An 18,021-nucleotide genomic window follows, 5' to 3' on the forward strand; every position below is an offset into this window, starting at 1 on the left:
GCCGTGTACAGCGCGATCGCCCGCAACAAGCGCAACACGGTCCTGATCCTCGTCCTGTTCCTGGTGATCATCGGCGGCCTGGGCGCCCTGGCGGCAGCGGTCTACCGCAGCACGGCGATCGTCGTGGTGGTGCTCGTGATCGCCGCCGCTTACGCGTTCTTCCAGTACTTCTTCGCCGCTCGCCAGGCGGTCGCGCTCAGCGGCGGCGTGGCGGTGGAGAAGGCGGACGAGCCGAGGCTCTACCGCATCGTCGAGAACCTCTCGATCGCGACGGGCACGCCGATGCCGAAGGTGTACCTGATCGACGACCCGGCGCCGAACGCGTTCGCGACCGGCCGTGACCCCGAGCACGCCGTCGTGGCTGCGACGACGGGCCTGCTCGCGATCATGGACGACGCCGAGCTGGAGGGCGTGATGGCCCACGAGCTGGGCCACGTCCGCAACTACGACATCCGCGTCTCGATGATCGTCTTCGGTCTCGTCGTCGCGGTGGGCTTCCTCTCGGACGCCTTCCTCCGCCTGGCCTTCTTCGGGCGGGGCGGCAACGGCAACGGCGGGGGCAACCCGGCGCTCCTGATCGTCGGGCTGGTGTCGATGGTCCTCGCGCCGATCGTCGCCTCGGTCGTGCAGCTCTCGATCTCCCGTCAGCGCGAGTACCTCGCCGACGCCACCGGTGCGCTGACGACCCGCCACCCCGACGCCCTCGCCCGCGCCCTGCTCAAGCTCGAGTCCGCGGGCCGGCCGATGCAGCGGCAGAACAGCTCGATGGCGCACCTCTGGATCGCCGACCCGTCGAAGCCGGGAGTGGTCGCGCGCCTCTTCGCGACCCACCCGCCGATCGCGGACCGCGTCGCCCGCCTCTCCGAGATGGGCTCGCGCTTCTAGCAGGCCGATCCGGCGGCCGCCCCGTCGCCGATCGCCGCCCGCCCGGATCTCACCCCGGGCAGCGGGGCACGCGTCACCGCGCCGGACGGAACGTCATCCGGTCGGAGCCGCGAGCGGACCGCCGTCGACGGTCGTCAGGTACTCGGCGAAGACCGGCGCCGGGTCGATGCCGCTCGCCGCCGCGTCGACCAGCGCCCGCCGGACCAGGGCGAGGACGACGGTGGCCAGGACGGCCGCCCGGTGCGGGGACGTGCGGCCGAGCCCCATCCGCTCCGCGAGGAACGGCGTCAGCGCCTCCTCGCCGTCGTGCAGCGACTGCGCCCAGACGGCGCGCATCGCCGAGGTCTCGGTGAGCAGGGGGATCAGCCGGAGGGTGCGGTCGAGCTGGGGACCGGAGGCCGCCGCGGCGAAGGCGTGACCGAGCGCCGCGTTCAGCGGCTCGGCGGCCGGGCGCTCGAGCAAGGCGCGTCCCATCGCGGCGATCGCGGCGGCGAGCACCGGGCGCACGCAGTCCTCCTTCCCGCCGAGGTACCGGTGGAAGGTCCGGAGGGAGACGCCGGCCGCGTGGGCGAGCTCGCCCGTGCCGACTCCGACGACGCTTCCGCGCTCGAGCAGACGGGCGACGCAGCGCTCCGAGAGCGCCAGCGCCAGGACGCCGCCGGGCCCGCTCACGCGATCCTCCGCAGTGCTGCGGCGAGGGCGGCCGCGAGGTCGCCGCGACCGACGACCTCGACGACGTCGAGGCCCTGCCAGGCCGCCGCCTCGACCAGCAGCGCGGCGAGCCGCTCCGGCGTGTCGGCCGGGGCCCCCGGCTCGAGCCAGGCGGCCTGCACGAGGAGGACCCGGCGCTTGCGCTCGCTCTTGAGGTCGACCCGTGCAGCGATCACGTCGTCGAGGAGCACGGGGAGGACGTAGTAGCCGTGGACCCGCTGCTCGGCCGGGGTGTAGATCTCGATCCGGTAGTGGAAGCCGAAGAACAGCTCGGCCCTCGGCCGGTGCCAGACCACGGGGTCGAACGGCGAGAGGAGCGCGTCCGCCCGGAGCGTGCGGGGGCGTCGGGCGTCGACGTGCCGCCAGAGCGGAACGGGCCGCCCGCCCCGCTCCCAGCCGCGCACCTCGACGCGCTCGAGCTCGCCCGCCTCGACCAGCTCGTCGATCGCGACGCGCGTGGGGGACTGGAGCAGCCGGTGGTAGTCGGCCAGGTCGCCGAGGGTGCCGATCCCGTGGGCCCGGGCCGCCCGGCGCACGAGCTCGCGGACGGCGTCGGGGAGGGGCACGTCGGCGTCGAGCACCGCGCTCGGGAGGAGCCGCTCGGCGAGACCGTAGGAGCGCTCGAAGCGCGTGCGCCCCGCCGTCACCACCTCGCCCCAGCGGAACAGGACCTCGAGGCCGCGCTTGATGTCGGACCAGCCCCACCAGGGGCCCGTGCGGACGTTGGCCTGGTGCTCGATCTCGGAGGCGCGGAGGGGACCGTCGGCGAGCGCGGCGCGGAGCCAGTCGAGGGTGGCGCGGTTCTCGTGGGCCCAGCCCTCGTGCTCGGGCAGGCGGACCCGGCGGTAGTGCTCCATCCGCCAGCGGTAGAGCGGGAGGTCCTCGCGGCGGACGAGGGCGGCCTCGTGGGCCCAGTACTCGACGTAGGGGCCGTCGGGGGAGAAGGCCGCGGCGTCGAGGAGGGAGCGATCGTACGGGCCGAGCCGCGCGAGCAGCGGCAGGTAGTGGCTCCGCTCGAAGACGTTCACCGAGTCGAGCTGGAGCGGGCGGATCCGGTCCACGGCGGCGCGCACCCGGCGCGCGTCGACCCGGGAGGGACGGGGGACGCCGAACCCCTGCGCCGCCAGGGCGATGCGGCGCGCGAGCGCGGGGGAGAGCTGCTCGGTCATGGTCCGCCCACGCTAGCGAACGCCCCCGACATCGCCGTCCCCGATTCGGCCCCCGGCGTTCGCCCGGCATTCACCGCCGCGCTCCCTCGCCGTCTCGCGGCGCTCCTACCGTTCCCGAGGCCGTCCCACCGGGGCGGCCCACCCGACTCCTGGAGGACCCTTGACCATTCAGCGCCTGTCGCGCACCGCCGCGGTCGCCGCCGCCGGCACCGCCCTCGTCTTCACGCTCTCGGCCTGCTCCGGCGGCGCCACCGCCTCGTCCGACGGCGGCGGCACGGACGCGGCGTCCGCCACGTCCGCCGCGGACCTCGGCGGGCTGGACGCCCTGGTCGAGGCTGCGAAGGCCGAGGGCGAGCTCAACGTCATCGCCCTGCCCGACACCTGGGCGAACTACGGCGAGCTGATCAGCGGCTTCGAGGACGAGTACGGCATCACCGTGAACTCCGCCGACCCCGACGTCTCCTCCGCGGAGGAGATCAGCACGGCGGAGAACCTCGCCGGGCAGGACACCGCTCCCGACGTGTTCGACCTGGGGCCGGCCGTCGCTCTGGCGAACACGGACATGTTCGCGCCGTACAAGGTCGAGTCCTGGGACGACATCCCCGAGGGGAACAAGGAGGAGTCGGGCCTCTGGGTCAACGACTACACCGGCCTGATGTCGATCGGGTTCGACGCGGACGCGGTGCCTGCGCCCACGTCGCTCGAGGACCTCCTCGGCGCCGACTACCGCGGCTCGGTCGCGATCAACGGCGACCCGACCCAGGCGGGAGCCGCCGCGGCCGCAGTGCAGCTCGCGGCTCTCCAGTCCGGCGGCTCCGCCGACGACGTCCAGGCGGGGATCGACTTCTTCGAGAAGCTGAACGACGCCGGCAACTTCCTGCCGCTGGACCCGACCGACGCCACCATCGCCTCGGGCGAGACCCCGGTCGTCTTCGACTGGAGCTACAACAACCTCGCCGCCGGGAAGGCGAACGAGGGCACCCGCGAGTGGACGACGACCGTCCTCCCGGGCTCCGCCGTCGGCAGCTACTACAACCAGGCGGTCAACGCCGACGCTCCGCACCCCGCGGCCGCGCGGCTCTGGCAGGAGTACCTCTACTCCGACGCCGCGCAGAACCTCTACCTCGCCGCCGGCGCCTACCCGGTGCGCCTGGCCGCGATGACCGAGGCCGGCACGGTCGACCAGGACGCGCTCGACGCCGTCGGCGCCGCTCCCTCCGACCTCGTCCAGTTCACGGAGGAGCAGACCGAGGCGGCCTCGTCGCTCCTCGCCGAGAAGTGGGCCGCGGCGATCCAGTGACCACCGCTCCCGCCGAGGCCGTCTCCGGGGCGTCCGCGCTCCGGGGACGGCGCGGCACCCCGGCCGTGCTGGGCGTCGCCCCCTTCGCGCTCTACGTCCTGCTGTTCCTGGCCGTCCCCACGGTCCTCGCGGTGGCGACCGGATTCACGGACGGAGACGGCCGCTTCACCACGGCGAACGTGCTGGCGCTCGGGGATCCCGTCGTGCTGTCCGCCTTCGGCGCGTCGCTCGGGCTCTCGGCCGTCACCGCCGTCGTCGGCGCGATACTGGGCGCGGTCGTGTGCCTGGCCCTGCTCGGCTCCGATCCGCGCGGGGCGCTCCGGACCGTCGTCGATGCAGCGGCGAGCGTCCTCGCGCAGTTCGGCGGCGTGATGCTCGCGTTCGCCTTCATCGCGACGATCGGCGTGCAGGGGCTGGTGACCACCCTCCTCGCGGGAGCGGGCGTCGACCTCTACGCCGACGGCGTGTGGCTCTACCAGCTTCCCGGGCTCGTCCTGCCCTACCTCTACTTCCAGGTGCCCCTGATGGTGCTCACGTTCCTGCCCGCGCTCGAGGGTCTGCGCCCGGAGTGGGCCGAGGCGAACGCGGTGCTCGGCGGGGGCCGGCTCGGCTACTGGCTGCACGTCGCCCTCCCGGTGCTGGCGCCGTCGTTCCTCGGCTGCGTGCTGCTGCTGTTCGCGAACGCGTTCTCCTCCTTCGCCACCGCGGCGGCGCTGATCAGCCAGGGCGCGCAGATCGTCCCGCTGCAGATCCGCGCCGCGCTGGTCAGCGAGACGGTGCTGGGCCGTGAGAACCTCGCGGGCGCCCTCGCGCTCGGGATGCTCGCGGTGATGGTGGTCCTGATGTCCGGGTACGCGCTGCTGCAGCGCCGGGCCCGGCGGTGGCAGCGATGAGGCCCGCGCGGCTCCTGTCCGGGGCGGTGCTCGTGATCACCGGGCTGGTGTTCGCCGTCCCGATCGTCGCGATGGCGGAGTTCACGCTCCGCGGCGCCGGCGGCCACGACCTCTCGCACTGGACGGCGATCCTCGACCCGGAGAACGAGCGCGCCTACCGCTCGCTGTTCCAGGGGATCGGAAACTCGCTGGTCCTCGCCGTCGTCACCGCCCTCATCGTCCTGGTCCTGCTGGTGCCGACGATGCTGCTCGTCGAGATCCGGCTCCCGCGCCTGCGCCGGGGTCTGGAGCTGGTCTGCCTGCTCCCGCTGACCGTGCCCGCCATCGTCCTCGTCGTCGGCCTCGCGCCGGTCTACTCCGTGGTCACCGAGCTTGCCGGCTCCGCGACGTGGACGCTCGCTCTCGCCTACGGGGTGCTGGTCCTGCCCTACGCCTACCGCGCCGTGGCGGCGGACCTCGCCGGTCTCGACGCCGTGACGCTCTCGGAGGCGGCCCGCTCACTCGGCGCGGGCCCGCTCGCGGTGCTCGGGAGGGTCCTCCTGCCGAACCTGCGCCGGGGCCTGGTCGCGGCCGCGCTGATCACCGTCGCAGTCGTTCTCGGCGAGTACACGATCGCCTCGCTCCTCAGCCGCACCACCCTCCAGACCGGCCTGGTGCAGGTGTCGAAGTCCGACGCCTACGTCGCCGTGATCTTCTCGCTGCTCTCCCTCCTCTTCGCCTTCGCCCTCCTGCTCGGGATCGGCCGCCTCGCGCGGATCGGCCTGCCGACGGGTCGGGCGCGCTCCTCGAAAGGCTCCTCGTGACCGCTCCCACCCTCCCCGGCGCCCGCGTGCGCTTCGTCGACGTGGAGCGGCACTACGGCTCCGCGCGAGCGCTCGACGGCGTCTCGTTCGACGTGGCCCCGGGTGAGTTCATCGCGCTGCTCGGCCCCTCCGGCTGCGGCAAGACCACAGCCCTGCGCGCCCTCAGCGGTCTCGAGCGGATCGACGCGGGGCGGATCCTCGTCGACGAGGAGGACGTCGCCCACGTCCCCGTCGCGAAGCGCGACATGGGCATGGTCTTCCAGTCGTACTCGCTCTTCCCGCACCTGCGGGCGCGCGAGAACGTCGAGTTCGGGTTGCGCACCCGGGGAGTCGGGGCGCGCGAGCGCCGAGCGGCCGCGGGGGAGGCGCTGGAGGTCGTGGGCCTCGGCGCCCTCGGCGACCGCTACGCGCACGAGCTCTCCGGCGGCCAGCAGCAGCGGGTGGCGCTCGCGCGCGCCCTCGTCACGCGGCCGCGGGTGCTGCTGCTGGACGAGCCCCTGTCGGCACTGGACGCGAAGGTCCGCGTCCAGCTGCGCGACGAGATCAAGCGCCTGCAGTCCGAGATCGGCATCACCACGTTCTTCGTCACGCACGACCAGGAGGAGGCGCTCGCCGTCGCCGACCGCGTCGCGGTGATGAACGCCGGGCGGATCGAGCAGCTGGGTGCACCGGAGGACCTCTACGCGCGCCCGGCGACCGCCTTCACGGCCCGCTTCGTCGGCCTCTCGACGGTGGTCGCGGGGACGGTCTCGTCGGGATCCGTCCTCGCGCTCGGCGTGCGCCTGCCGCTCGTCGACGCGGCGGCGGCCGACGGTCCCGTGTCGGTGTTCCTCCGCCCCGAGGACCTCGCCGTCGTGGCCGACGGCGCTCCCGACTCCCTGCCCGGAGTCGTCCTCGCCTCGAGCTTCCTGGGGCCGGTGCGGCGCTCGACAGTCCGGCTGTCGACGGGCGAGGAGGTCACCGTCCAGCACGCGTCGGGGCACCGCCTCGAGCCGGGGGAGCGGGTCGGCGTGCTGCCCGCGCGGCGCCCGGTCGCGGTCGGTCCGGCACCGGAGCAGGCGGCGGTCGGCGCCGCCGCATGAGCACTCCCCGGGGATACCGCGCGGGGTATGCGCCGGGGCCTAGTCTGGGCAGATGAGACTCGGCAGGTCCCGCCGCACCTCCGGCCCGCGCGCCGTCCAGCCCGCCGCGCCCGTCGCCCCGGCCGCCCCCTCCCGGCCCGCTCCCGTCGCCGATTCGGCCTTCGTGAGCGACGGGATGCGCATCGCCGGCGCCTGGGCCTGGCGCGTCCTCGTCGTGGTCGCGGCGCTCGCGGTGCTGGTGCTGCTCGTCATCGAGCTGCGGCTGATCGTCATCCCGCTCCTGCTCGCGATCGTGATCGCCGCCCTGCTCGTGCCGTTCTCGAGCTTCCTCCAGCGCCACCGCTGGCCCAAGTGGGCCGCCGTCGTCCTGGCGGAGCTGGGGATCGTCGTGGTGATCGGCGGGCTCCTCTTCCTCGTCGTCACCCAGGTCTACTCCGGCTTCGACGATCTCAGCCGGCAGACGGTGCAGTCCTACGACGACTTCAAGGCCTTCCTCCTCGAGTCGCCGCTCCACCTCACCGAGACCGACATCAACCAGTACGCGCAGCAGGCGCTCACGGCCCTGCAGCAGGACTCGGGGATGCTGGTCAGCGGCGCGCTCAGCGTCGGCTCGACCGTCGGCCACCTGCTGACGGGCGTGCTGCTCACCCTCTTCTCGACGCTGTTCATCCTCATCGACGGGCCGAACATCTGGAGCTGGGTCGTCCGCCTCTTCCCGCGCCGCGCCCGCGGAGCCGTCGACGGCGCCGGTCGCGCAGGGTGGGTGACGCTGACCAACTTCGTGAAGGTGCAGATCCTGGTCGCCTTCGTCGACGCGGTCGGCATCGGCCTCGGCTCCTTCCTCCTCGGCGTCCCGCTGGCCATCCCGATCGGCGTGCTCGTCTTCCTCGGCTCCTTCGTGCCGGTCATCGGCGCCGTGGTGACCGGGGCGCTGGCCGTCTTCATCGCGCTGGTCTACAACGGACCGCTGATCGCGCTCTTCCTGCTGATCGTCGTCCTCGCGGTGCAGCAGCTCGAGGGCCACATCCTCCAGCCGCTGATCATGGGGTCGGCGGTCAAGGTCCACCCGCTGGCCGTCGTGCTCGCGGTGGCAGGAGGCTCGATCATCGGCGGCATCGCCGGCGCCTTCTTCGCGGTGCCCGTCGTGGCCACGCTCAACGTCATGGTCAAGTACGTCGCGAGCGGAGCCTGGCGCTCGCCGACCCGAACCCCCGAGAGAGTTGCCGCAGAGCATGCAGACTAGCCGCGTCGTCGGACCCGCCCTCCACGAGTTCGAGGCGGCCCGCGCCGTCCTCGCCCCCGTCATCGCCGCCACCCCCATGGAGACGAGCACCTTCCTCGCGCAGGTCCTCGGCTCGCCCGTGTTCCTCAAGTGCGAGAACCTCCAGCGCACCGGCTCCTACAAGATCCGCGGAGCGGTGTTCCGGATGTCGCGGCTCACCCCGGAGGAGCGGGCCCGCGGAGTCGTGGCGGCCTCGGCCGGCAACCACGCGCAGGGCGTCGCCTACGCGGCACGGGAGCTGGGGATCAAGGCCACGATCTTCATGCCGATCGGCGTCGCGCTGCCCAAGCTCGCGGCCACCCGTGACTACGGCGCGGACGTGGTGCTGAGCGGGCACATCTTCAACGAGGCGCTCGCGGCGGCGGCGGAGTTCGCCGAGCGCACCGGCGCGGTCTTCGTTCCTCCCTACGACCACCCCGACGTGATCACCGGGCAGGGCACGGTCGGCCTCGAGATCCTCGAGCAGGCCCCCGCCGTCGAGACCATCGTGGTGCCCATCGGCGGCGGCGGCCTCATCGCCGGGGTCGCATCGGCGGCCAAGCAGAAGGCGGCCGAGGAGGGACGCACGCTCCGCGTCATCGGCGTGCAGGCGGCCAACGCGGCGCCGTACCCCCTCTCGCTCGCGAGCGGCGAGCCGACCGCGATCACGATCTCTCCGACGATCGCCGACGGCATCGCCGTGGCGAAGCCGGGGCAGCTGAACTTCGCGATCGTCCGCGAGATGGTGGACGAGGTCGTCACCGTCGAGGACGACGACATCGCCCGGGCTCTGCTGGTGCTGCTGGAGCGGGCGAAGCTCGTGGTGGAGCCCGCGGGCGCGGTGGGCATCGCGGCGATCCTGACGGGGAAGATCCGCGACGCCGGAGCGACCGCGGTCATCCTGTCGGGCGGCAACATCGATCCGCTGATGATGGAGCGGGTGATCAGCCGGGGCCTGGCCGCGTCGGAGCGCTACCTCAAGATGAGCATCGGGCTGCCGGATCGTCCGGGGCAGTTGTCGCGCATCGCGGAGCTCATCTCGGAGGCGAACGCGAACGTGGTCGAGGTGCTTCACACCCGGCACGGCCGGGGCCTGCAGATCAGCGAGGTCGAGATCGAGATCAGCGTCGAGACCCGCGGCCCCGAGCACGCCGACCGCGTCATCCAGGTCCTCACCGACGCCGGCTACGCCCCCCGCATCTCCCGCAACTGACCGCTTGAGGGCGCCGCGGTGTTCTCCGCAGAGCGGAGGACAAAGCCGGTACCGGCGATCTCGCGCCCTCGCCGTCGCCGCGAAGCCTGCGCGGCGCTCCCGTTCGGAGAGGGCTGATCGTGCGTCGCGGCGTTCTCCGCAAGGCGGAGGAGGAAGCGGTACCGGCGTTATCGCGCCCTACGCTGTCGCCGCGAAGCCGGCGCCCCCCGTCTGGAGAGGGCTGATCGTGCGTCGCGGCGTTCTCCGCAAGGCGGAGGAGGAAGCGATACCGGCGGTATCGCGCCCGACGCTGTCGCCGCGAAGCCGGCGCCCCCCGTCTGGAGAGGGCTGATCGTGCGTCGCGGCGTTCTCCGCAAGGCGGAGGAGGAAGCGGTACCGGCGGTATCGCGCCCGACGACAACGCCGCGGAGAGCGCCGCGACGTGCGATCAGTGGCCGGACCAGGTCTCGACGTTGGCGACGCGGACCTCGATCTCCCGCCCGTTGGGTGCCGTGAAGCGGGCGGTGTCGCCGACGTTCAGGCCCATGATCGCCGATCCGAGGGGGCTCTGGGGGCTGTAGACGTCGAGGTCGCTCTCGCCCGCCATCTCGCGGTTGCCGAGGAGGAAGCGGGACTCGTCGCCGGCGATCTCGGCGGTGATGATGGTGCCGGCCTCGACGACTCCGTGGCTCTCGGGGGGCGTGCCGATCTCGGCTTCGCGGAGGAGGGAGGTCAGCTGGCGGATGCGGGCCTCGATCTTGCCCTGCTCGTCCTTCGCGGCGTGGTAGCCGCCGTTCTCCTTCAGGTCGCCCTCCTCGCGGGCGACCTCGATGCGCTTGGCGATCTCCTCGCGTCCGTTGGTGGACAGCTCGGTGAGCTCCGCCTCGAGGCGGTCGTACGACTCCTGGGTCATCCAGGTCACCTGTGACTGGTCGGCCATGGTGGGCTCCTGCTCTGCGGGCCGCGCTCGCGGCGCCCGACAGCACCGTGCGGAGGTGTCCGCGTCCGGCGGTGGGGACGGCCGGCGTCAGGCGGCGGTGGGAATGGCGAGGCCCCGACGAGTCCGTCAGGGCTTCGGGCAAGCCTACGGGAGCCAGCAGGAGGAGATCAAACCTGTGTTCGCGAGCTCGGTGGTGCGGACGGTCTCCGTGTAGGAGCGGAAGCGCTCCGTCGAGGCGGGGTACTCCACGACCAGCCAGCCGACCACGGCGGACTGCTCGTTGAGGGCCTGGACCGCGCAGGCGACCTCGCGGCCGACGGGCGCGGTGAGGTCGAAGGAGACGGTGACGGTGCGGTCGTCCACGACCTGGTGCGCGGTGTCCTGGACGTCCACCCCGCCGCGTGCTCCGTCGAGTCCGGCCCAGACGACCCAGGCGGCGAAGACGGCGACGAAGGCGAGCGCGACACCGCCGAAGAGCCAGCGGTTCCCGCGGCGGGTGCGCGTCGTGCGGCCGTAGCGGGTGGCGAGGGGTCCGGCGGCGCGGACGGCGTCCGGATCGAGCGCGGGCGCGGCGGCTCCCTCGACGCTCTCGGACGTGCGGGCGGCCACGGAACTCCCTGGGTGATGCGTCTACTCTGGACGGGTGGCGCGCGTCCTTCGCGGACGGGAGCGCCGATCCCATTAAACCCCGAGGAATCGAGCGATCGTGTCCCAGGCCGTCGAGGTCTCCGTCGATTCGGAGGTGCGGGACACTCCGCGCCTTCTCGCCGTGCACGCCCATCCTGACGACGAGTCGAGCAAGGGCGCGGCGACGCTGGCCGCCTACGCCTCGCGGGGCGCCGAGGTCATGGTGGTCTCCTGCACCGGAGGCGAGGCCGGCTCCGTGCTGAACGAGGGCCTCGAGGCCCGCGCGCACGCCGAGCGCGACATCGGCGGCCTCCGCCGGTACGAGATGGCGGCCGCTCGCGAGGCGCTCGGCGTCGAGCACGCCTGGCTCGGCTTCGTCGACTCCGGCATGCCCGAGGACGGGAAGGTCGACGCCGCGTCGTTCGCGGGTCTGCCGCTCGCCACGGCCGCCGCTCCGCTCGTGCGCCTGGTCCGCCGGTTCCGGCCGCACGTGATCATCAGCTACGACGAGAACGGCGGCTACCCGCACCCCGACCACATCCGCGCCCATCAGGTCGCCGTCGAGGCCTACCGCGCGGCGGGCCTCGCCGAGGAGTACCGGGACACGGGCGCTCCGTGGTCGGTCTCGAAGCTGTACTACGACCGCGTCTTCAGCGGCCAGAAGCTGCGGGCGATCGCCGAGCACCTGCGCTCGATCGACCCGGAGGACCCGCGCCTGTCGGTCTTCGAGGAGATGAAGCGCTGGAACGAGGACACCCCGTATCTCGCGACCACGCGGGTCGTGATCTCCGGCTTCCACGATCGGCGCGATGCGGCCCTGCTGGCCCACGCCAGCCAGGTCGCTCCGGACAACGCCTTCTTCTTCCTCCCGCACGAGGCGATCGACGCCGCCTGGCCGACCGACGACTTCCAGCTCGTCGAGAGCCGGGTCGACGCGCCGACGCCCGAGACGGATCTCTTCGCCGGTCTCGACCTGGCCGAGCTCGCCCCGGGCCCGACCGCGGTCGTCCCGCCGATCGCTTCCGACCCCGAGCCCTCGGGGGACGCCCCGGTGTCCCCGGAGCCCGACGGCTCCGGCGTCGTCGTCGCCGACGAGGTGCGCGCGTGATCGCCGCGCTGCTCGAGGGCGCCCAGCGCGCCGTCGTCCTCGCCTCCACGACGGTGCCGACCCCCGGCCCCGAGTTCAACGAGGACACGGTCACGCCGGGCCTCTTCGGATTCATCACGATGCTCGTGATCGCTCTGGCCGCCGTCCTCCTCGCGCTCGACATGGTCCGGCGCGTGCGGCGGACCACCTACACAGCCCAGGTGAAGGAGCGGCTCGACGCCGAGGAGGCGGAGCGCAGCGAGGGCTGAGCCCGGCCCGCAGCGGTGGGCCCCGGCCCCGCTAGGCGTTGTACGCGGGGTGGAGCGAGACGATCAGCGCCGCCGTCCAGTGGCAGAGGAACGCCACGGCAGTGAGCGCGTGGAAGATCTCGTGGAAGCCGAAGACGCCCGGGACCGGGTTGGGCTTCTTGATCCCGTAGATGACGGCGCCCGCGGAGTAGCAGAGACCGCCGACGAGGACGAGCACCATCATCGTCGCGCTGGCCTCGAAGAGCGGACCGAGGTACATCACGGCCGCCCAGCCCAGCAGCAGGTAGAGCGGCACGTAGAGCCAGCGCGGCGCGCCGATCCAGAAGACGCGGAAGCCGATCCCGAGCAGCGCCCCCGCCCAGACCAGGACCAGCAGGAGCGTGCCCTGCGCGGGCGGCAGGGCGAGCACGGCCAGCGGCGTGTAGGTGCCGGCGATCAGCAGGAAGATGTTGGCGTGGTCGATCCGCTTGAGGATCATCTTCGTCCGCGGCTTCCAGTCGAAGCGGTGGTACAGAGCGGAGTTGCCGAAGAGCAGGAGCGACGTGGTCGCGAACACCGCGGCCGCCCACTTCGCCGCGGTCCCCTCCGCGACCACGATCAGCACCACTCCGGCGACGATCGCGAGCGGGAAGAGGCCGGCGTGGATCCAGCCGCGCCAGGTGGGCCGGACCTCCGCCGAGGAGTCGTGCTCGATCGCGTCCTCGACGAGGGGGAGGGCGGGCAGGTCCGGGCCGTCCGCTCCGACGGCGTCTCCGCCGCGGACGGTGCGGGCGCGGGGATCGGACGGGGGAGGCGTCGGCCGCTGGCTCATGCCGGACAGACTACGACGCCGTCCCGGGCCGACGCCGAGCGCCGCCGGGCTTCGAGGAGCGCCCCGGGTCGACTACCGTGTCACTGTGCCGAAGCCGAGACTGCCTGTGGGAAGGGACCTCCTCTACGGCGTCTACAAGAAGCGCCTCCGCTCGAGCCTTCCTCCCGACTCCCTGCCGAACCACGTCGCGATGATCATCGACGGCAACCGGCGCTGGGCGCGGCAGCGGGCCCTCGAGACCGCCGCGCACGGCCACCGGGCCGGCGCCGCCAAGGTGCACGAGTTCCTGCAGTGGTGCGACGAGCTCGGCGTGCGCCACGTCACCCTCTACCTGCTCTCGCAGGACAACCTCGTCGGCCGCGACAGCAGCGAGCTGACCGAGCTGATCGCGATCATCGCCGACCTCGCCGAGGAGGTCTCGCAGCAGCCCGACTGGCGCGTGCAGCACGTCGGCTCCGACGAGGGCCTCCCGCCCTCGCTCGTGGCCGCGCTCGACACGGCGGAGGCGCGCACCGCCTCCCACACGGGCCTGCACGTCAACCTCGCGGTCGGCTACGGCGGGCGGCACGAGATCGCCCAGGCCGTGCGGAGCATCCTGGAGGAGCACGGCAAGCGCGGCTCCTCCATCGAGGACGTCGCGGGCCTGCTGACCCCGGAGCTCATCGGCGAGCACCTGTACACCAGCGGGCAGCCCGACCCCGATCTGGTCATCCGCACCTCGGGGGAGCAGCGCCTCTCCGACTTCATGCTCTGGCAGAGCGCGCACAGCGAGTTCTACTTCATGGAGGCGCTCGGCCCCGACATCCGCGAGGTCGACTTCCTCCGCGCGCTCCGCGACTACGCCGGACGGCACCGCCGCTTCGGCAGCTGACCTCGCGGCTCCTGCCGCACCACCGACCGGAAGGGCCGGCATGAGCTCGAACGAGGCCACCTCCACCACGACCGAGGACTACCTCGCCGGCTTCGGCGAGGAGACCGGGTACCTCGACTTCGGCCGGGTGGGCCCGCTCTCGGCGACCGTCGCCGCCGAGCAGGAGGCGGCCGTCGAGCTGCTGGTGCGCGCGCGCAGCGGCACCCTCGACGAGCTGTTCCGGCAGGACGAGCGCGTCCGGGAGGCGGCGGCGGCGCTCGTGCGCGTCCCCGCCGACAGCGTCGTCTTCCAGCCCAACACCTCGACCGGCCTCCTGCACGCGCTGTTCGGCGCCTCGGGCGCGGTGCTGCTGTCGGCCGCGGAGTTCCCGAGCCTGCCGTTCGCGGCGGTGCGCTCGGCGCAGGCTCTCGGCTCGGTGGAGCCCCGCTGGCTGCGGACCGAGCAGGGACGGGTGACGCCGGAGGCGGTCCGCGAGCAGCTCACGGACGACGTGACGACCGTCGCGGTGAGCCTGGTCGACTCCCGCACCGGCTACCTCGCGGACGTCGCGGCGATCCGCGACGTGATCGGCGACCGGATGCTCGTCCTCGACGCGATCCAGGGCTTCGGCGTCGTCGACGCGCCCTACGAGCTGGCGGACGTGGTCGTCACCGGCGGCCAGAAGTGGCTCCGCGCCGGCTGGGGGACGGGCTTCCTCGCGCTCAGCGAGCGGGCGCTGTCGCGGCTGACCCCGGTGCTCTCCGGCTGGACGGGATCGGAGCAGGCGGAGCCGTGGGACGAGGTGGCTCCGCCGCGCGGCGACGCCCGCGCCTTCAGCATCAGCAACCCGGACCCGATCGCCCAGGCCCGGCTCGCGTCGGCGCTGGAGGAGGTCGCCGCAGTCGGGCAGTCGACGATCGCCGCACTCGTGGCGGAGCGGGTCAGCGCGATCGTCGACCTCGCGGACGAGTTCGGACTGGCGGTCGTGGGCTCCCGCGGCGAGCACGAGCGCGCCGGCATCGTGGTCGTCGAGCCGGAGCCGGAGGAGCTGGCCCCGCTGGCAGCCTCCCTCGAAGCGCACGGCGTCACCGCACGCCTGCGTCCGAGCACCGTCCGCTTCAGCGCGCACGCCGGCACCACCGACGAGACCCTCGCGCTGCTCCGCGCCGCCCTGATCTCGTCGGCCACGAGCATCGACTACTAGGCCGGATTCCGCGCGTTCACACACTGGTTACACATTCGTAGCGGTGAGAAGCACACGGATGTCATTCGCCGGGTTAGGTTCGAGTCATCAGGTACAGCGCCTGGTCGAGACGGCCACAGAAGTACGGCTCGACATCGCGCAGACGCCGAAGGGACACTGCGCGGTGCACGACACGCACCGATGAGGCCGGCTCGAGGACATGAGCCGGGGGCTCCGGCCCCCGGAGTGTGGAGAGTCGTCGTGACAGTTCCCCAGGGCATGGATCCGCAGACCGGGACGCAGGGCGGCGTCCACCGCCGTGTCCAGCACGGCTCCTCGGATCCGGCCGATCAGCTCCTCCGCACCTACGTCCTGGACACCTCGGTGCTGCTGTCGGATCCCTCCTCGATGTTCCGGTTCGCGGAGCACGCCGTCGTGCTGCCGATCGTGGTCATCAGCGAGCTCGAGGGCAAGCGCAACGATCCCGAGATCGGCTACTTCGCCCGACAGGCCCTGCGCCGCCTCGACGAGCTGCGCGTGCAGCACGAGCGCCTCGACTTCCCCATCGCCGTCGGCCGCGGCGGCACGCTCCGCGTCGAGCTCAACCACTCGAACATGTCGGTGCTGCCGAGCGGACTCCAGATGGGCGACAACGACGCGAGGATCCTCGCCGTCGCGCTCAACCTGCAGAGCGAGGGCGCCGCGGTCACCGTCGTGTCCAAGGACATGCCGATGCGCGTGAAGGCCGCCTCCATCGGCCTCGCCGCGGAGGAGTACCTGGCCGAGCAGGCCCCCGAGTCCGGTTGGACCGGCATGGACGACGTGACGCTCGGCGGCGACGCGATGAGCGAGCTCTACGACCGCGAGCGGCTCTTCACGGACGTCGTGGCCGACATCCCGGTCAACACCGGGCTCGTCGTCCACTCCGACCGCGGCTCCGCTCTCGCGAGGGTCACCGGCAAGCGGCAGATCACGCTGGTCCGCGGCGACAAGGACGTGTTCGGCCTGCACGGGCGGTCGGCGGAGCAGCGGCTCGCGATCGACCTGCTGCTCGACCCGGAGGTCGGCATCGTCTCGCTCGGCGGCCGGGCCGGCACCGGCAAGTCGGCGCTGGCGCTCTGCGCGGGCCTGGAGGCGGTGCTGGAGAAGCGCCAGCACAAGAAGATCATGGTCTTCCGGCCGCTCTACGCGGTGGGCGGCCAGGACCTCGGCTTCCTGCCCGGCGACGCGGCCGAGAAGATGAACCCCTGGGCGCAGGCGGTCTTCGACACGCTCGGGGCGCTGGTGTCGCAGAACGTGCTCGACGAGGTGATCGAGCGCGGGATGCTCGAGGTGCTGCCGCTCACGCACATCCGCGGGCGCTCGCTGCACGACGCGTTCGTGATCGTCGACGAGGCGCAGTCGCTGGAGCGGAACGTCCTGCTCACGGTGCTCTCGCGGGTCGGGCAGAACTCCCGGGTGGTGCTGACCCACGACGTGGCGCAGCGCGACAACCTCCGGGTCGGCCGGCACGACGGGGTCGCCTCCGTGATCGAGACGCTGAAGGGCCACCCGCTGTTCGCGCACGTCACGCTGACCCGCTCCGAGCGCTCGGCGATCGCCGCTCTGGTCACCGAGATGCTGGAGTCGAACGAGCTCGCCTGACGGGCTCGCCGTGCGTCCGGCCCGTGGGATCCGAGGATCCCCGGGCCGGGCGCGTCCCTGCAGGGCACCGGGGCGTAGCGTGGACGGGTGAGCATCCTCGACGATGCGCTCCTCGAGCGCTTCCGCACCCGCGCGGCCGACTACGACGAGCGCAACGCGTTCTGCGCGGACGACCTGGAGGAGCTGCGCTCGATCGGCTACCTGGCGCTGCTCGTCCCCGAGGAGCTCGGCGGTGCCGGCCTCGGCCTGGAGCAGGCGGCCGCCGAGCAGACGCGCCTCGCGACGGCCGCGCCCGCGACCGCGCTCGCCGTCAACATGCACCTGGTCTGGACCGGGATCGCGCGACTCCTGCTCGAGCGGGGCGACGACTCCCTCCGCTCGGTTCTCGTCGACGCCGCGGCGGGTCACGTCTTCGCCTTCGGCAACAGCGAGGCGGGCAACGACCTGGTGCTCTCGGACTCGCTGACGCGGGCGGAGCCGCTCGGGGACGGCGGCTACCGCTTCACCGGCACGAAGGTTTTCACCTCCCTCGCGCCCGCTTGGACGCGGCTCGGCGTGTTCGGCCGCGACGACAGCGGGTCGGAGCCGCGGCTCGTGCACGGCTTCGTGCACCGTGAGCGCCCGGACTCGCCGGTCGCCGGGCTCGAGGTCCGCGACGACTGGGACACGCTCGGAATGCGGGCGACCCAGAGCCGCACGACGGTGCTCGACGGCGTCGTCGTCCCGGCCGAGCGGATGATCCGCTCGCTGCCCGTCGGACCGACCGCCGACCCCTTCGTCTTCGCCGTCTTCGCGGCCTTCGAGCTGCTGATCTCCTCGGTCTACCTCGGTGTCGCGCAGCGCGCGCTCGAGCTCGCCGTCGCCTCCGTCCGCCGACGGACCTCCCTCCGGGCGGGAGGGCGGCCACTGGCGGAGGACCCCGAGGTGCGGCACCGGGTGGCTGAGGCCGGGATGCTGCTCGACGGGCTCGAGGCGCCCCTGCGCACGGCGGCGGCCGACGTGGACGCGCTCGTCGACCGCGGTGCGCGCTGGTTCCCCTCGCTGGTCGGGGTGAAGATCCGCACCACGGAGGGAGCGCTCCGCGTGGTCGAGAGCGCCGTCCGGATCGCGGGCGGGTCGGCGTACCAGCGCAGGTCGGAGCTCGGCCGCCTCTACCGCGACGTGCTCGCCGGGCAGTTCCACCCCTCCGACGACGCGTCGGCGCACGGCGCCTGGGCGTCGCTCCTGCTGGGACCGCTGCCGCCGCACGACTGAGGCCGGGATGGGACCCGCCGCCGCCCGAGCACGCCGGCGGGCCGCCCTGTGGAGAACTCC

The 18,021-nt window shown here is 72.9% G+C and carries 18 protein-coding genes; 13 read left to right on the top strand and 5 right to left on the bottom strand.

Annotated elements, in window-relative coordinates:
* Positions 1-3 precede the first annotated feature (3 nt).
* Complete coding sequence (locus C5C25_RS01615) at positions 4-885, top strand: M48 family metallopeptidase (RefSeq protein WP_104249526.1); 882 nt, start codon at positions 4-6, stop codon at positions 883-885.
* 93 nt (positions 886-978) lie between these two features.
* On the opposite strand, the gene C5C25_RS01620 is transcribed toward C5C25_RS01615, so the two are convergent.
* Positions 979-1,557 carry a TetR/AcrR family transcriptional regulator gene (locus C5C25_RS01620; RefSeq protein WP_104249527.1) on the bottom strand — a complete coding sequence of 193 codons (579 nt, stop codon included), beginning with the start codon at positions 1,555-1,557 and terminating at the stop codon, positions 979-981.
* The gene (locus C5C25_RS01625; RefSeq protein ID WP_104249528.1) at positions 1,554-2,765 is read right to left on the bottom strand and encodes a winged helix-turn-helix domain-containing protein; all 1,212 of its coding nucleotides are present in this window, start codon (positions 2,763-2,765) and stop codon (positions 1,554-1,556) included. Before C5C25_RS01625 ends, C5C25_RS01620 begins: the two co-directional genes overlap by 4 nt.
* Before the next feature lie 160 nt (positions 2,766-2,925).
* Between C5C25_RS01625 and C5C25_RS01630 the strand changes: the two genes are divergently transcribed.
* Genes C5C25_RS01630 through ilvA form a run of 6 tightly spaced genes read left to right on the top strand, consistent with a single transcriptional unit; the run spans position 2,926 to position 9,317 of the window.
* The gene (locus C5C25_RS01630; protein WP_104249529.1) at positions 2,926-4,065 is read left to right on the top strand and encodes an ABC transporter substrate-binding protein; all 1,140 of its coding nucleotides are present in this window, start codon (positions 2,926-2,928) and stop codon (positions 4,063-4,065) included.
* Positions 4,062-4,958 (top strand): ABC transporter permease subunit, encoded by an 897-nt coding sequence (locus tag C5C25_RS01635; RefSeq protein ID WP_104249650.1) that lies wholly within the window; start codon positions 4,062-4,064, stop codon positions 4,956-4,958. Before C5C25_RS01630 ends, C5C25_RS01635 begins: the two co-directional genes overlap by 4 nt.
* Entirely contained in the window at positions 4,955-5,761 is an 807-nt protein-coding gene (locus tag C5C25_RS01640) for an ABC transporter permease (protein WP_104249530.1), read from the top strand. The genes C5C25_RS01635 and C5C25_RS01640 overlap by 4 nt, the downstream gene beginning before the upstream one ends.
* A complete protein-coding gene (locus C5C25_RS01645; protein ID WP_104249531.1) occupies positions 5,758-6,843 on the top strand; it encodes an ABC transporter ATP-binding protein in 1,086 nt (361 codons plus the stop codon). Before C5C25_RS01640 ends, C5C25_RS01645 begins: the two co-directional genes overlap by 4 nt.
* 52 nt (positions 6,844-6,895) lie before the next feature.
* Positions 6,896-8,086, top strand: coding sequence for an AI-2E family transporter (locus C5C25_RS01650; RefSeq protein ID WP_104225517.1), 1,191 nt, complete (start codon positions 6,896-6,898; stop codon positions 8,084-8,086).
* Positions 8,076-9,317 carry a threonine ammonia-lyase gene (gene ilvA, locus C5C25_RS01655; protein ID WP_104224429.1) on the top strand — a complete coding sequence of 414 codons (1,242 nt, stop codon included), beginning with the start codon at positions 8,076-8,078 and terminating at the stop codon, positions 9,315-9,317. Before C5C25_RS01650 ends, ilvA begins: the two co-directional genes overlap by 11 nt.
* 427 nt (positions 9,318-9,744) lie before the next feature.
* Here the strand turns inward: ilvA and greA are convergent, their stop codons facing one another.
* Positions 9,745-10,236 (bottom strand): transcription elongation factor GreA, encoded by a 492-nt coding sequence (gene greA / locus C5C25_RS01660; protein ID WP_104225519.1) that lies wholly within the window; start codon positions 10,234-10,236, stop codon positions 9,745-9,747.
* A 144-nt stretch (positions 10,237-10,380) separates the two neighbouring features.
* Entirely contained in the window at positions 10,381-10,845 is a 465-nt protein-coding gene (locus C5C25_RS01665; protein WP_104224427.1) for a DUF4307 domain-containing protein, read from the bottom strand.
* Between the two features lie 97 nt (positions 10,846-10,942).
* On the opposite strand from C5C25_RS01665, the gene mca reads away from it, so the two are divergent.
* Both mca and C5C25_RS01675 read left to right on the top strand, forming a co-directional pair.
* On the top strand, positions 10,943-11,971 hold the full coding sequence (gene mca, locus C5C25_RS01670; RefSeq protein ID WP_258069310.1) for a mycothiol conjugate amidase Mca: 1,029 nt from the start codon (positions 10,943-10,945) through the stop codon (positions 11,969-11,971).
* Complete coding sequence (locus C5C25_RS01675; RefSeq protein WP_104224426.1) at positions 11,968-12,219, top strand: hypothetical protein; 252 nt, start codon at positions 11,968-11,970, stop codon at positions 12,217-12,219. Before mca ends, C5C25_RS01675 begins: the two co-directional genes overlap by 4 nt.
* Before the next feature lie 31 nt (positions 12,220-12,250).
* Here C5C25_RS01675 and C5C25_RS01680 read toward each other — a convergent pair whose 3' ends face one another.
* Entirely contained in the window at positions 12,251-13,030 is a 780-nt protein-coding gene (locus tag C5C25_RS01680) for a hemolysin III family protein (RefSeq protein WP_104249532.1), read from the bottom strand.
* Between the two features lie 106 nt (positions 13,031-13,136).
* Between C5C25_RS01680 and C5C25_RS01685 the strand changes: the two genes are divergently transcribed.
* The 4 genes from C5C25_RS01685 to C5C25_RS01700 all read left to right on the top strand — a co-directional run bounded on the left by C5C25_RS01685 (position 13,137) and on the right by C5C25_RS01700 (position 17,961).
* Positions 13,137-13,901: an isoprenyl transferase gene (locus C5C25_RS01685; RefSeq protein ID WP_279630826.1), complete on the top strand. Its 765-nt coding sequence runs from the start codon at positions 13,137-13,139 to the stop codon at positions 13,899-13,901.
* Positions 13,902-13,941: 40 nt separating this feature from the next.
* Positions 13,942-15,084 (top strand): aminotransferase class V-fold PLP-dependent enzyme, encoded by a 1,143-nt coding sequence (locus C5C25_RS01690; RefSeq protein ID WP_104249533.1) that lies wholly within the window; start codon positions 13,942-13,944, stop codon positions 15,082-15,084.
* 258 nt (positions 15,085-15,342) lie between these two features.
* Positions 15,343-16,707, top strand: coding sequence for a PhoH family protein (locus C5C25_RS01695; RefSeq protein WP_104224423.1), 1,365 nt, complete (start codon positions 15,343-15,345; stop codon positions 16,705-16,707).
* Between the two features lie 87 nt (positions 16,708-16,794).
* Positions 16,795-17,961 carry an acyl-CoA dehydrogenase family protein gene (locus C5C25_RS01700; protein WP_104249534.1) on the top strand — a complete coding sequence of 389 codons (1,167 nt, stop codon included), beginning with the start codon at positions 16,795-16,797 and terminating at the stop codon, positions 17,959-17,961.
* Positions 17,962-18,021: the final 60 nt, after the last annotated feature.

This window comes from Rathayibacter sp. AY2B9 (assembly GCF_002931595.1).
GTDB lineage: Bacteria > Actinomycetota > Actinomycetes > Actinomycetales > Microbacteriaceae > Rathayibacter.

Bases quoted from the DNA above. Each gene is read 5' to 3' on its own strand.
- greA (WP_104225519.1), bottom strand. From the start codon at position 10,236: ATGGCCGACCAGTCACAGGTGACCTGGATGACCCAGGAGTCGTACGAC.
- C5C25_RS01680 (WP_104249532.1), bottom strand. From the start codon at position 13,030: ATGAGCCAGCGGCCGACGCCTCCCCCGTCCGATCCCCGCGCCCGCACC.
- C5C25_RS01695 (WP_104224423.1), top strand. From the start codon at position 15,343: ATGGATCCGCAGACCGGGACGCAGGGCGGCGTCCACCGCCGTGTCCAG.
- ilvA (WP_104224429.1), top strand. From the start codon at position 8,076: ATGCAGACTAGCCGCGTCGTCGGACCCGCCCTCCACGAGTTCGAGGCG.
- C5C25_RS01640 (WP_104249530.1), top strand. From the start codon at position 4,955: ATGAGGCCCGCGCGGCTCCTGTCCGGGGCGGTGCTCGTGATCACCGGG.
- C5C25_RS01625 (WP_104249528.1), bottom strand. From the start codon at position 2,765: ATGACCGAGCAGCTCTCCCCCGCGCTCGCGCGCCGCATCGCCCTGGCG.
- C5C25_RS01690 (WP_104249533.1), top strand. From the start codon at position 13,942: ATGAGCTCGAACGAGGCCACCTCCACCACGACCGAGGACTACCTCGCC.
- C5C25_RS01650 (WP_104225517.1), top strand. From the start codon at position 6,896: ATGAGACTCGGCAGGTCCCGCCGCACCTCCGGCCCGCGCGCCGTCCAG.